This is a genomic window from Streptomyces sp. NPDC039462 (genome assembly GCF_055639375.1).
Genome location: NZ_JBVKAO010000002.1, coordinates 1,205,012 through 1,217,572, shown reverse-complemented (window position 1 = coordinate 1,217,572; position 12,561 = coordinate 1,205,012). Strand labels below are relative to the sequence as shown.

At 68.1% G+C, this 12,561-nt stretch carries 13 protein-coding genes and 1 tRNA gene; 12 read left to right on the top strand and 2 right to left on the bottom strand.

Annotated elements, in window-relative coordinates; translation table 11 throughout:
• The first annotated feature begins 54 nt into the window (after positions 1 to 54).
• The 3 genes from ACZ7LU_RS16120 to ACZ7LU_RS16110 all read left to right on the top strand — a co-directional run bounded on the left by ACZ7LU_RS16120 (position 55) and on the right by ACZ7LU_RS16110 (position 3,253).
• Positions 55 to 612 (top strand): TetR/AcrR family transcriptional regulator, encoded by a 558-nt coding sequence (locus ACZ7LU_RS16120; protein WP_468087998.1) that lies wholly within the window; start codon positions 55 to 57, stop codon positions 610 to 612.
• Positions 613 to 690: 78 nt separating this feature from the next.
• A complete protein-coding gene (locus ACZ7LU_RS16115; RefSeq protein WP_468087996.1) occupies positions 691 to 2,127 on the top strand; it encodes an MFS transporter in 1,437 nt (478 codons plus the stop codon).
• Between the two features lie 70 nt (positions 2,128 to 2,197).
• The gene (locus ACZ7LU_RS16110) at positions 2,198 to 3,253 is read left to right on the top strand and encodes a UDP-N-acetylmuramate dehydrogenase (RefSeq protein WP_471916967.1); all 1,056 of its coding nucleotides are present in this window, start codon (positions 2,198 to 2,200) and stop codon (positions 3,251 to 3,253) included.
• Here the strand turns inward: ACZ7LU_RS16110 and ACZ7LU_RS16105 are convergent.
• The gene (locus ACZ7LU_RS16105) at positions 3,243 to 4,271 is read right to left on the bottom strand and encodes an adenosine deaminase (protein WP_468087992.1); all 1,029 of its coding nucleotides are present in this window, start codon (positions 4,269 to 4,271) and stop codon (positions 3,243 to 3,245) included. The two genes, ACZ7LU_RS16110 and ACZ7LU_RS16105, sit on opposite strands and share 11 nt — an antisense overlap.
• Before the next feature lie 141 nt (positions 4,272 to 4,412).
• The gene (locus ACZ7LU_RS16100; RefSeq protein ID WP_398300168.1) at positions 4,413 to 5,639 is read right to left on the bottom strand and encodes a pyridoxal phosphate-dependent aminotransferase; all 1,227 of its coding nucleotides are present in this window, start codon (positions 5,637 to 5,639) and stop codon (positions 4,413 to 4,415) included.
• Between the two features lie 181 nt (positions 5,640 to 5,820).
• Here ACZ7LU_RS16100 and ACZ7LU_RS16095 point away from each other — a divergent pair.
• The 9 genes from ACZ7LU_RS16095 (at position 5,821) to rplL (ending at position 11,994) form a co-directional block, all read left to right on the top strand.
• Positions 5,821 to 5,893: transfer RNA gene (locus ACZ7LU_RS16095), tRNA-Trp, on the top strand.
• Positions 5,894 to 6,000: 107 nt separating this feature from the next.
• On the top strand, positions 6,001 to 6,288 hold the full coding sequence (secE, locus tag ACZ7LU_RS16090; protein WP_398300170.1) for a preprotein translocase subunit SecE: 288 nt from the start codon (positions 6,001 to 6,003) through the stop codon (positions 6,286 to 6,288).
• A 77-nt stretch (positions 6,289 to 6,365) separates the two neighbouring features.
• Positions 6,366 to 7,283, top strand: a complete 918-nt coding sequence (gene nusG, locus ACZ7LU_RS16085; RefSeq protein ID WP_398300172.1) for a transcription termination/antitermination protein NusG — start codon at positions 6,366 to 6,368, stop codon at positions 7,281 to 7,283.
• Positions 7,284 to 7,468: 185 nt separating this feature from the next.
• On the top strand, positions 7,469 to 7,903 hold the full coding sequence (gene rplK, locus ACZ7LU_RS16080) for a 50S ribosomal protein L11 (RefSeq protein WP_030782612.1): 435 nt from the start codon (positions 7,469 to 7,471) through the stop codon (positions 7,901 to 7,903).
• A gap of 89 nt (positions 7,904 to 7,992) precedes the next feature.
• On the top strand, positions 7,993 to 8,715 hold the full coding sequence (rplA, locus tag ACZ7LU_RS16075) for a 50S ribosomal protein L1 (RefSeq protein WP_362994399.1): 723 nt from the start codon (positions 7,993 to 7,995) through the stop codon (positions 8,713 to 8,715).
• A gap of 157 nt (positions 8,716 to 8,872) precedes the next feature.
• Positions 8,873 to 9,766, top strand: a complete 894-nt coding sequence (locus tag ACZ7LU_RS16070; protein ID WP_468314132.1) for an SCO4651 family lipoprotein — start codon at positions 8,873 to 8,875, stop codon at positions 9,764 to 9,766.
• Between the two features lie 80 nt (positions 9,767 to 9,846).
• The gene (locus tag ACZ7LU_RS16065) at positions 9,847 to 10,701 is read left to right on the top strand and encodes an SCO4651 family lipoprotein (protein ID WP_471916966.1); all 855 of its coding nucleotides are present in this window, start codon (positions 9,847 to 9,849) and stop codon (positions 10,699 to 10,701) included.
• Between the two features lie 270 nt (positions 10,702 to 10,971).
• Entirely contained in the window at positions 10,972 to 11,502 is a 531-nt protein-coding gene (rplJ, locus tag ACZ7LU_RS16060) for a 50S ribosomal protein L10 (RefSeq protein ID WP_398300177.1), read from the top strand.
• 108 nt (positions 11,503 to 11,610) lie between these two features.
• Positions 11,611 to 11,994, top strand: coding sequence for a 50S ribosomal protein L7/L12 (gene rplL, locus ACZ7LU_RS16055; protein WP_398300179.1), 384 nt, complete (start codon positions 11,611 to 11,613; stop codon positions 11,992 to 11,994).
• Positions 11,995 to 12,561: the final 567 nt, after the last annotated feature.

Here is a 12,561-nt window from a genome sequence, read left to right as displayed (position 1 = left end):
CAGAGGCACCACCGCGCGCTTGACTGCTTAGTGATTGGCCACTAACTTAGCCGCATGGTCAGGATGAGCGCAGAAGAGCGGCGCGAAAGCGTCGTCCGCGCGGCGATGGTCGAGTTCGCCCGCGGGGGCTACAACGGCACGTCCACCGAGGTGATCGCCAAGCGGGTGGGTGTGTCGCAGCCGTACCTCTTCCGGCTCTTTCCGGGGAAGCAGGCCATCTTCCTCGCCGCGTCCGGCCGCTGTTGCGAGGAGGTCACCGAGGTCTTCCGCAAGGCGTCCGAGGGGCTGGAGGGGGAGGAGGCGCTGCACGCCATGGGTGAGGCCTACCAGGCGCTCATCGCCGACGACCCGGACAAGCTCCTCATGCAGATGCAGATGTACGTCGCCGTGGCTTCCGCGGAGGCGTCGGGCGACCGCGAGTTCGGTGACGCGCTGCGGGCCGCCTGGATGGAGATGTACGACACGGTCCGCCTCGCGCTGGGCGCGGACGTCGGGGAGGCGACGCAGTTCCTGGCGTACGGGATGCTGATCAACGTCCTGGTGTCGATGGGATTCAGGCCCGACCACCGGGTGTGGGCCGGTTTCTACGATTCGGCGCAGCCCAAGACGTGAGTGCGTGCGGGTCGGAGGAGTGCGTTTTTCTACGGCCAGGAAAGTTAGTCATCAATAACTAACCTCAGGGGGAAAGCAATGTCACAACAGACAGCGCAGCGCGGGGGAGCGGCCTGGGCCCTCGTCATCACCAGCGTCGCCGGATTCATGGCGGCACTCGACAACCTCGTCGTCACCACCGCCCTGCCCTCCATCCGCGAGGACCTCGGGGGAGCCCTGCACGACCTCGAATGGACGGTGAGCGCCTACACCCTCACCTTCGCCGTGCTGCTGATGTTCGGCGCGGCCCTGGGCGACCGGTTCGGCCGCCGCCGGCTCTTCATGGTCGGCCTCTCCGTCTTCACCGGCGCCTCCGCCGCCGCGGCGCTCGCGCCGGGTCTCGACGCGCTGATCGCCGCCCGCGCGGTGCAGGGCGTCGGTGCCGCGATCATGATGCCGCTCACGCTGACCCTGCTGACCGCGGCGGTGTCGCCGGCCAAGCGCGGTATGGCGTACGGCATCTGGGGCGCCGTCAACGGCCTCGCGGTCGCCGGTGGCCCGCTGATCGGCGGCAGCCTCACCGAGCACGTCTCCTGGCAGTGGATCTTCTGGCTGAACGTCCCGCTCGGCCTGGTCCTGCTGCCCCTCGCCCGCCTCCGCCTCGCCGAGTCGTACGCCCGCGGCGCCCGTCTCGACATCGTGGGCACCCTGCTGGCCAGTGGTGGACTCTTCGGAATCGTGTACGCCCTGGTGCGCGGCCCCATCGACGGCTGGTCCAGCGCCACGGTCCTCGTCAGCCTCACCGTGGGCATCGCGCTGCTCGGCGGCTTCGTTCGGCACGGGATGCACCACAAGGCGCCCATGCTTCCGATGCGCCTCTTTCGTAGTCGTGCGTTTTCCGGGATCAACGCCGCGAGCCTGCTGATGTTCCTCGGGATGTTCGGCTCGATCTTCCTGCTCAGCCAGTACATGCAGAACGTCCTCGGCTACTCGCCGACCGAAGCCGGGCTGCGGATGCTGCCCTGGACCGGCATGCCGATGCTCGTCTCGCCGCTCGCCGGCTACCTCTCCGACCGGATAGGCGGCCGCCCGGTCGTCGCCGCCGGGCTCTTCCTTCAGGCCACGGGGCTGGCCTGGTACGCCACCGTGGTCGCGACCGACGCCACGTACAGCGCCCAGCTGCCGGCGCTGATCATCAGCGGCATCGGCATGTCCCTGTACTTCGCCCCGGCCTCCAACCTGGTCATGTCCAGCGTCCGCCCGCAGGAGCAGGGCATCGCCTCCGGTGCCAACAACGCGCTGCGCGAGGTCGGCGGCGCCCTCGGCATCGCCGTGATGTCCTCCATCTTCTCGGCGCAGGGCGGCTACGGCTCCGGCCAGGACTTCGTCGACGGCCTGGAGCCCGCGCTCTGGGTCGGCGCCGCGGTGGTGGCCCTCGCGGCGGTGGCCGCGCTGGTCATCCCCTCCCGCGGGAAGACCGACGCGTCCGCCCCGGGGACGTCGAAGGAGCCGGACGGCGAGCTCGTCGCCGCCTGACGCCCCGCTCCACGGCTCACGACAACGGCCCCGCCCTGACCGGCGGGGCCGTTCTCGTACTCTTGAGCACGTGCAGGAACTCCACGATGCCCCGCTCGCCCCGCTGACCACCTTCCGGCTCGGCGGTCCCGCGACCCGTCTGATCACCGCGACGACCGACGCCGAGGTGATCGCCGCCGTCCGGGAGGCCGACGAATCCGGAACGCCGCTGCTGCTGATCGGCGGCGGCTCGAACCTCGTCATCGGCGACAAGGGCTTCGACGGCACCGCCCTGCGCATCGCCACCCAGGGCTTCGCGCTCGACGGCACGAAGCTGGAGCTGGCGGCCGGCGAGACCTGGACCGACGCGGTCGCGCGCACCGTCGACGCCGGTCTCGCGGGCATCGAGTGCCTCGCCGGGATCCCCGGCTCCGCGGGCGCGACCCCGATCCAGAACGTGGGGGCGTACGGCCAGGAAGTCTCGTCGACCATCACCGAAGTGATCGCGTACGACCGGAAGACGCAGGAAACGGTCGCGATGACGAACGCCGAGTGCGACTTCTCGTACCGTCACAGTCGTTTCAAGGCCGACCCCGACCGGTTCGTGGTGCTGCGGGTCCGCTTCGAGCTCGAGGACGCACAGGGGATGAGCGCCCCCATCAAGTACCCGGAGACGGCGCGCACGCTCGGTGTCGAAGCGGGCGACCGGGTCCCCGCAGCGGTGGCCAGGGAGACCGTCCTGAAGCTCCGCGCGGGCAAGGGCATGGTGCTCGACCCCGAGGACCACGACAGCTGGTCGGCCGGCTCCTTCTTCACCAACCCGATCCTCACCGAGGAGGAGTTCGCCGCCTTCCACGCGCGCGTGGAGGACCGCCTCGGCCCGGACGTTACCCCGCCCGCCTTCCCGACGGGCGACGGCCGCGTGAAGACCTCCGCCGCCTGGCTCATCGACAAGGCAGGCTTCACCAAGGGCTACGGAGAGGGCCGCGCCCGGATCTCCACCAAGCACACCCTCGCGCTCACCAACCGCGGCGGCGCGACCACCGAAGACCTCCTGGCACTGGCCCGCGAGGTCGTCGCCGGGGTGCACGCCGCCTTCGGCGTCACGCTGGTCAACGAACCGGTGACGGTGGGCGTCAGCCTGTAGGGGCCGTCAGCCAGTCGTCGATCCCGGCCAGCAGCTTGTCCTGCACGTCGGCGGGCGCGGCCGAGCCGCGGACCGACTGCCGAGCCAGCTCGGCCAGTTCGGCGTCGGAGAACGCGTGGTACCGCCGCGCGATCTCGTACTGCGCGGCCAGCCGCGACCCGAAGAGCAGCGGGTCGTCGGCGCCGAGCGCTATCGGCACCCCGGCCTCGAACAGCGTGCGCAGGGGAATGTCGTCCGGCTTCTCGTAGACCCCCAGGGCCACGTTGGACGCCGGGCACACCTCGCAGGTCACGCCCCGGTCCGCGAGCCGCTTGAGGAGCCGCGGGTCCTCGGCGGCCCGCACCCCGTGCCCGATCCGCGTCGCGTCCAGGTCGTCCAGACAGTCCCGCACCGACGCGGGCCCCGTCAGCTCGCCGCCGTGCGGCGCCGCCAGCAGACCGCCGTCCCGCGCGATCGCGAAGGCCCTGTCGAAGTCGCGCGCCATGCCGCGCCGCTCGTCGTTGGAGAGCCCGAAGCCGACGATGCCCCGGTCCGCGTACCGCACCGCGAGCCGGGCCAGCGTGCGGGCGTCCAGCGGGTGCTTCATGCGGTTGGCGGCGACCAGGACGCGCATGCCGAGGCCGGTCTCCCGCGAGGCGCTCTCGACGGCGTCCAGGATGATCTCCAGGGCCGGGATCAGACCGCCGAGGCGCGGCGCGTACGACGTCGGGTCGACCTGGATCTCCAGCCACCCCGACCCGTCCCGCAGATCCTCCTCCGCGGCCTCGCGCACCAGGCGCCGGATGTCCTCCGGCTCGCGCAGACAGGAGCGCGCGGCGTCGTAGAGCCGCTGGAAGCGGAACCACCCGCGCTCGTCCGTGGCGCGCAGCTTCGGCGGCTCGGCGCCGGTCAGCGCCTCCGGGAGCCGCACGCCGTACTTGTCGGCGAGCTCCAGCAGGGTGGTGGGCCGCATCGACCCGGTGAAGTGCAGGTGCAGATGGGCCTTGGGCAGCTCTCTTACGTCTCGTACACGCTCCATTGGAGGATCTTGCCGTACGCACCTGGCGTCCCGGTAGCCGCTTTCCACCTTCGTGGTCTCCCCGAACGAAGAAACGGGCCGCCTCCCCGAAGAGGGGAGACGGCCCGCACGCGCGCGTGGAGCGCGAAAACCACCGAAGCGTCAGTCGCGGGCCTCGGCGAGCAGCTTCTGGATCCGTGAGACGCCCTCGACGAGGTCCTCGTCACCCAGCGCGTACGAAAGGCGGAGGTAACCCGGCGTCCCGAAGGCCTCGCCCGGAACGACCGCGACCTCGGCCTCCTCCAGGATGAGCGCGGCCAGCTCCACGGAGTCCTGCGGGCGCTTGCCGCGGATCTCCTTGCCGATGAGGCCCTTCACCGAGGGGTACGCGTAGAAGGCGCCCTCGGGCTCGGGGCAGACGACGCCCTGGATGTCGTTGAGCATCCGCACGATCGTCCTGCGACGCCGGTCGAAGGCCTCGCGCATCTTCTCGACGGCGACCAGGTCACCGGAGACGGCCGCGAGGGCGGCGGCCTGCGCGACGTTCGACACGTTGGACGTGGCGTGCGACTGCAGGTTCGTCGCGGCCTTCACGACATCCTTGGGGCCGATGATCCAGCCCACTCGCCAACCGGTCATCGCATACGTCTTGGCGACGCCGTTGACCACGATGCACTTGTCGCGCAGCTCGGGGAGGATCGCGGGGAGCGAGGTGAACTTCGCGTCTCCGTAGACGAGGTGTTCGTAGATCTCGTCGGTCATGACCCACAGGCCGTGCTCGACGGCCCAGCGGCCGATCGCCTCGGCGTCGGCCTCGCTGTAGACGGCACCCGTGGGGTTCGACGGCGACACGAAGAGGACGACCTTCGTGCGCTCCGTGCGCGCGGCCTCCAGCTGCTCCACGGAGACGCGGTAACCGGTGGTCTCGTCGGCGACGACCGGGACCGGCACACCGCCGGCGAGACGGATCGACTCCGGGTACGTCGTCCAGTAGGGCGCGGGGACGATGACCTCGTCGCCCGGGTCGAGGATCGCGGCGAACGCCTCGTAGATGGCCTGCTTGCCGCCGTTGGTCACCAGGATCTGGGACGCGTCGACCTCGTACCCCGAATCGCGCAGGGTCTTCGTGGCGATCGCGGCCTTGAGCTCGGGGAGGCCCCCGGCCGGCGTGTAGCGGTGGAACTTCGGGTTCTTGCAGGCCTCGATGGCCGCTTCGACGATGTAGTCCGGCGTCGGGAAGTCGGGCTCGCCGGCACCGAAGCCGATCACCGGACGGCCCGCGGCCTTGAGGGCCTTGGCCTTGGCGTCGACAGCGAGGGTCGCGGACTCGGAGATCGCGCCGATGCGCGCGGACACCCGGCGCTCGGTCGGAGAAGTTGCAGCGCTCATCACCCCATCGTTCCAGACCCCGAACGGGCCCGGCGCGCGGGTTTACCGGACCATCGGATCCCTTTCTGTTCGACGGGGCGCCGCTGAGCACGTACACTCACTGCTCGTTGGCCCTCACCGGCCGCTGCCTCCCGACGCACTCCGTGCACTTGGGCGGATGCGGTAGGTTGGGGGAAATCAAAGGGTCGTAGCTCAATTGGTAGAGCACTGGTCTCCAAAACCAGCGGTTGGGGGTTCAAGTCCCTCCGGCCCTGCTACACACTCCTTCGCCAGGATGTGTGCGCATGTACGTACTGCATTGCACCGCCGTGCGGCTCAACCGGGCGCGGCACGGCCACGACCCGGAATCAGGTGAGGACGAGTGACGGACGCCGTGGGCTCCATCGACATGCCTGATGCCCAGGACGAGGCGCCGGAGTCGAAGAAGAAGTCCCGCAAGGGCGGCAAGCGCGGCAAGAAGGGCCCCTTCGGCCGTCTCGCGCTCTTCTACCGCCAGATCATCGCGGAGCTCCGCAAGGTCGTCTGGCCGACTCGCAGTCAGCTCACGACCTACACCACAGTGGTGATTGTCTTCGTCGTCATCATGATCGGCCTTGTGACCGTGATTGACTATGGCTTCAGCCACGCTGTCAAGTACATCTTCGGCTGAGCCGAGAGCGAAGGGCGCTGTTCGTGGCGCCCATTTCGCGCGTTCCACCCCTCTGTATCCAGGAAGAAGCAGCCACCGTGTCTGACCCGAACCTGAACGATGCCGTTGAGCCTCGCGGAGAGAACGCGGAGTCCGTGGAGGACCAGCTCGACATCGTCGAGGCGGCGGACGCCGAGGACCCGGACCAGGCCGACGCTGCCGACGCCGCCGCGGGCGAGCCCGCCGAAGAGGCCGCCATCCACCTGGAGGGCGACGCCGAGGCCGTAGCCGAGTCCGACGAGGACGAGGCCGCCGTCGCCGAGGTCGCCGACGAGGAGTCCGCCGAGGACACCGATGGCGCGGACGCCGCGGACGAGCCCGAGGAGGAGGCCGAGCCGGTCGACCCGATCGTCGCCCTCCGCGAGGAGCTCCGCACCCTCCCCGGCGAGTGGTACGTCATCCACACCTACGCCGGTTACGAGAACCGCGTGAAGACCAACCTCGAGCAGCGCGCCGTCTCGCTCAACGTCGAGGACTTCATCTTCCAGGCCGAGGTGCCGCAGGAAGAGGTCGCCCAGATCAAGAACGGCGAGCGCAAGACGATCCGCCAGAACAAGCTCCCCGGCTACGTGCTGGTGCGCATGGACCTGACGAACGAGTCGTGGGGCGTCGTCCGCAACACCCCCGGCGTCACCGGCTTCGTGGGCAACGCCTACGACCCGTACCCGCTGACCCTGGACGAGATCGTCAAGATGCTCGCCCCGGAGGCCGAGGAGAAGGCCGCCCGCGAGGCCGCCGAGGCCGAGGGCAAGCCGGCTCCCGCCCGCAAGGTCGAGGTCCAGGTCCTGGACTTCGAGGTCGGCGACTCGGTCACCGTCACCGACGGCCCGTTCGCGACGCTGCAGGCGACGATCAACGAGATCAACGCCGACTCGAAGAAGGTCAAGGGCCTCGTCGAGATCTTCGGCCGCGAGACCCCGGTCGAGCTCAGCTTCGACCAGATCCAGAAGAACTAGCCCTCGCGGCTTCCTGAGCTTCCTCTGGAACACACACCTCCGACCAGGTCAGACGGGCTGCCAAAGCCGGTCTGACCTGCTCGGTTTTTAGCCGCGCGACTATACCCGTTATCGTTGTGCGGTATGCCTCCATCCGGATGACCGGATGGCCGGCTGAAAACTCTCACTAGGACCCGGAGAGAGCTATGCCTCCCAAGAAGAAGAAGGTCACGGGGCTTATCAAGCTCCAGATCCAGGCTGGTGCCGCCAACCCGGCCCCGCCGGTCGGCCCCGCCCTGGGCCAGCACGGCGTCAACATCATGGAGTTCTGCAAGGCCTACAACGCCGCGACCGAGTCGCAGCGTGGCTGGGTGATCCCGGTGGAGATCACGGTCTACGAAGACCGCTCCTTCACCTTCATCACCAAGACGCCGCCGGCCGCCAAGATGATCCTCAAGGCCGCTGGTGTCGAGAAGGGCTCCGGCGAGCCCCACAAGACCAAGGTCGCCAAGGTCACCGAGGCGCAGATCCGTGAGATCGCGCAGACCAAGATGGAAGACCTCAACGCCAACGACCTGGACGCCGCGTCGAAGATCATCGCCGGCACCGCCCGTTCCATGGGCATCACGGTCGAGGGCTGAGACTCCTCCCCCGTCTGACCTTTCTCCAGTGGTAGGGCCAAGCGCTGGCCCGCACCACGACTCCATACCTGAACACACCAGGAGCAGAAGTGAAGCGCAGCAAGACTCTCCGCGCTGCGGACGCCAAGATCGACCGGGAGAAGCTGTACGCCCCGCTCGAGGCCGTCCGTCTCGCCAAGGAGACCTCCGCGACCAAGTTCGACGGCACCGTCGAGGTCGCCATGCGTCTGGGCGTCGACCCGCGCAAGGCCGACCAGATGGTCCGTGGCACCGTGAACCTCCCGCACGGCACCGGCAAGACCGCCCGGGTCCTGGTCTTCGCGACCGGTGACCGTGCTGCGGCCGCGGAAGCCGCTGGCGCCGACATCGTCGGCTCCGACGAGCTCATCGACGAGGTCGCGAAGGGCCGCCTGGACTTCGACGCCGTCGTCGCCACCCCGGACCTCATGGGCAAGGTCGGCCGCCTCGGCCGCGTGCTCGGTCCGCGTGGTCTGATGCCGAACCCGAAGACCGGCACCGTGACCCCCGACGTCGTGAAGGCTGTCAACGACATCAAGGGCGGCAAGATCGAGTTCCGCGTCGACAAGCACTCGAACCTGCACTTCATCATCGGCAAGGTGTCCTTCGACGACACCAAGCTGGTGGAGAACTACGCCGCGGCCCTGGAGGAGATCCTCCGTCTGAAGCCGTCGGCCGCCAAGGGTCGCTATATCAAGAAGGCCGCCATCACCACCACGATGGGCCCCGGCATTCCGCTCGACTCGAACCGCACCCGCAACCTCCTCACCGAGGAGGACCCGGCCGCCGTCTGAAACTGACGGCAGCCGCGTCGCGTACGCGTTCTGTGGACGGGCCCCGCAACCTTTCGAGGTGCGGGGCCCGTCCTGTTTGTGTACGGGCCTTTCGGTTACGTCTGTCAGAGGCCTGCGTTAGCGTGCAGACACCATGAACGCCAAGGGGTGGGACAACATGAACAGCACGATCATGCGCCGGACAGGTCTCTCGATCGCGGTGGTCGCGGCACTGACGGGTCTTACGGCCTGTGGCTCGGGGGACTCCTCGGACAAGGCCGACGGCGACAAGGGCAAGGGCGGGATCAGCCTCAGCCCGATAGCCGCCCTGCGCACGGTTGAGAAGTCGACCGACAAGGCGGACACCGCCCGGATCGACGGTTCGACCACCATGGGCACGCTCACGTCCATGGACATGAAGGGCGTCATGGGATGGTCCGACGGGATCACGGGCAATGTCACGGTGACGTTCACGGGCGGCACGCAGGCCCAGCAGATGCGGCAGCTGGGCCAGACGAAGCTCGACTACCGCTATCTGAAGGACGGCTTCTACGCGAACATGGGCGACAAGTTCGCGGCCCAGGCGGGCGGGGGCAAGCACTGGCTCGAGTACGACTACGACACGCTCGCCGAGATGAGCGGCGCCGCCGGCCAGGCCTTCCAGGACCAGATGCAGAACAGCACGCCGAACCAGTCGGTGAAGATGCTCCTTGCCTCCGGTGACGTGAAGCGCGTCGGCGAGGAGAAGGTCCGCGGGACGCAGACGACCCACTACTCCGGCAAGGTCGACATCGCGGACTTCACCGCCAAGAGCGCGGACCTGGACAAGAACCGGCTGTCCGAGCTGAAGAAGCAGTTCGAGCAGGCCGGCATCAGCACCGAGACCATCGACATCTGGGTCAACGAGGACGACCTCCTGGTCAAGAAGATCGAGAAGGCCGACACGAAGAACGGCCCCTTCGAGCAGACGGCCTACTACAGCGACTACGGCACCCCGCTCTCCGTCGAGAAGCCCCCGGCCTCGGACACCATGAGCTTCAAGGACCTCCTGAACAGGCAGCCCGCGGCATAACCCGTGAGCTCCGGCCCCCGCCCTCGGGTACTCTCTGCAAGCAGAAAATAAGTCGATCATGTGTTCCTAGGGGTGGGGTCATGAGCATTTCCGTACGTATGGGCAGCAAGAGAACCGCGAGCACCGCGCTGGCGGCCTTGCTGCTCGCCGGCGGCGCGGTCAGCTGCGGGTCGGAGAAGTCCGACAAGGCGGGGGAGGACATGGCGCCCGCGGCGGCCGTGAAGAAGGCCGCGGACAGGACCGAGGACCTCACCTCGTTCACGTTCCGGATGAAGGGCACCGTCCCGGGTGACGGGCGGGTCCAGGCCGACGCGGCGATGAGCACCAAGCCGCTCGCCATGCAGATGAAGATGTCCGCGCCCGACCAGGGCCCGGACAAGATGGAGCTGCGCTACGTCGACGGCGGCATCTACCTCGGCGGCGGCAAGGCGGCCGCCAAGGAGATGGAGGGCAAGAGCTGGATCAAGTTCGACGCCAAGGCCATGGAGAAGGCGGGCGGCAAGTCCGCCGCCACCTCGGCCTCGGCCCAGGCCGACAACAACCCGGCCGACCAGTCCACGCTCCTGACCGGCTCCAAGGACCTGAAGAAGGTCGGCAGCGAGTCCGTCGGCGGCGTCGAGACCACCCGCTACACGGGCACGGTCACGCTCGACCAGATGCGCAAGCTCATCGAGGACGAGGACGCGGCCACCAAGAAGCGCCGCGAGAAGAGCATCAAGCAGTACGAGGACATGGGCGTCGAGAAGCTCACCATGGACATGTGGGTCGACGGCGAGGACCACACCAAGCAGTTCCGCGCCCGCGGCAAGGGCGACAAGGGCCGCCTCGACATGACCATCACCTTCCTCGACTACAACAAGCCGGTGAACGTCGAGGCCCCGCCGAAGGCGCAGGTCATGGACCTCTCCAAGGAGATGAAGGGCCTCGAGGGCTGACGGCCGACGCCGGATTTGCCTGACGCGGACCCGTTCGCGTAGTCTTCCCCAGAAGCCAAAGACCGCTGGTCGTTGCCGTTCTCTCGCAAGAGGGGGCGGTGGCCGAAGGATCCGCTGAGACGGCGGACGACCCGCGCAGGTGACTGTGGATGTGCTCCTGAATCGCATGCGATTCGGTCGAGCTCACGCCCCGTGCGCCTGCGCCGGGGCGTTTCGTTTTGTCGGCCCCTTTTGAGCGGTCCTCATCACCCGGAAGGAGGCCGACGCTCTATGCCGACGCCCGACAAGGCTGCCGCGGTAGCCGAGCTCACGGACAAGTTCCGCAGCTCGAACGCCGCCGTGCTGACCGAGTACCGGGGTCTCACCGTGGCCCAGCTCAAGCAGCTGCGCCGTTCCCTCGGTGAAAACTCCGAGTACGCCGTGGTGAAGAACACGCTGACCAAGATTGCGGCCAACGAGGCCGGGATCGACACGCTCGACGACCTGTTCACGGGTCCGACGGCGGTTGCCTTCGTCACCGGTGACCCGGTGGAGTCGGCGAAGGGTCTTCGTGACTTCGCCAAGGACAACCCGAATCTCGTCATCAAGGGCGGTGTCCTTGATGGCAAGGCGCTGTCCGCCGATGAGTTCAAGAAGCTCGCGGACCTCGAGTCCCGCGAGGTTCTGCTCGCCAAGCTGGCGGGCGCCATGAAGGGCAAGCAGTCCCAGGCTGCCGCGCTCTTCCAGGCGCTTCCCTCGAAGTTCGTCCGCACCGCGGAGGCGCTTCGTGCCAAGAAGGCCGAGCAGGGCGGTGCCGAGTAATTCGGCTCGCACATTGACCGCCGCCTGAGGCGACGGTCACAGCGGGCCCAACGTACGCCCGCCTCCATGTACACCCGGCACCAGCCGAATTAGTGGAAGGACGCCATCATGGCGAAGCTGTCCCAGGACGACCTGCTCGCGCAGTTCGAAGAGATGACCCTCATCGAGCTCTCCGAGTTCGTGAAGGCCTTCGAGGAGAAGTTCGACGTCACCGCCGCCGCCCCGGCCGCCGTCGCCGTCGCGGGCCCGGGTGCCCCGGCCGCCGAGGCCGAGGCCGAGCAGGACGAGTTCGACGTCATCCTCACCGGCGCCGGCGAGAAGAAGATCCAGGTCATCAAGGTCGTGCGTGAGCTGACCTCGCTGGGTCTCAAGGAGGCCAAGGACCTCGTCGACGGCACCCCGAAGCCGGTCCTCGAGAAGGTCGCCAAGGACGCCGCTGAGAAGGCCGCCGAGGCCCTCAAGGGCGCCGGCGCCTCCGTCGAGGTCAAGTGACCTCACGAGTCGTCTGACTCTCTTCACCGCACGTACGGCGGAAACGCTGTAACGCGCGGGACGCCTAAGGCGATCACCCATGTGGGTGGTCGCCTTTCGGCGTTCCCGGGCACGCGTGTGAGGGCGCCTTGCGATGTCGGTCCCGGCGAGTATGGTGATCTTCGTTGTGCCTCGGGACAGCCCGTGACGGTGAGTGTCCCAGGGCGACGTCTGGGCAGGGGGGCCTTGACGAACCGCACGCAGCGCGCAATTCTCAGGACGCGTCGTCACAACGATCCGGATCCGAGGCATGGATCGGCGGCGAAGAGGGCAGTATCGATGTGCATCGAGGGCGTGGCTTGCAGCAGGGGTTGAGAACAACGAGGGTCTCCCAGAACCCGCACTGGACATCAGTGGGCCAACTGGCTACACTGACCCTTTGCGCTGCCTGTTAGCTGCCTCCTGCCCGTCACCAGGGGCATGCCCATGCTTGAGCACCGTGGACTGAAACTGCCCTGACCTGGCCAAACAGCCAAGTCAGGGGGATCCGTCTCTGTGTCCAGCCTGGGACCGGTACGCGCGTAGTGA

Bases quoted from the DNA above. Each gene is read 5' to 3' on its own strand.
- ACZ7LU_RS16100 (WP_398300168.1), bottom strand. From the start codon at position 5,639: ATGAGCGCTGCAACTTCTCCGACCGAGCGCCGGGTGTCCGCGCGCATC.
- rplJ (WP_398300177.1), top strand. From the start codon at position 10,972: ATGCCGACGCCCGACAAGGCTGCCGCGGTAGCCGAGCTCACGGACAAG.
- ACZ7LU_RS16065 (WP_471916966.1), top strand. From the start codon at position 9,847: ATGAGCATTTCCGTACGTATGGGCAGCAAGAGAACCGCGAGCACCGCG.
- ACZ7LU_RS16120 (WP_468087998.1), top strand. From the start codon at position 55: ATGGTCAGGATGAGCGCAGAAGAGCGGCGCGAAAGCGTCGTCCGCGCG.
- ACZ7LU_RS16070 (WP_468314132.1), top strand. From the start codon at position 8,873: ATGAACAGCACGATCATGCGCCGGACAGGTCTCTCGATCGCGGTGGTC.
- rplK (WP_030782612.1), top strand. From the start codon at position 7,469: ATGCCTCCCAAGAAGAAGAAGGTCACGGGGCTTATCAAGCTCCAGATC.
- ACZ7LU_RS16115 (WP_468087996.1), top strand. From the start codon at position 691: ATGTCACAACAGACAGCGCAGCGCGGGGGAGCGGCCTGGGCCCTCGTC.
- rplL (WP_398300179.1), top strand. From the start codon at position 11,611: ATGGCGAAGCTGTCCCAGGACGACCTGCTCGCGCAGTTCGAAGAGATG.
- ACZ7LU_RS16105 (WP_468087992.1), bottom strand. From the start codon at position 4,271: ATGGAGCGTGTACGAGACGTAAGAGAGCTGCCCAAGGCCCATCTGCAC.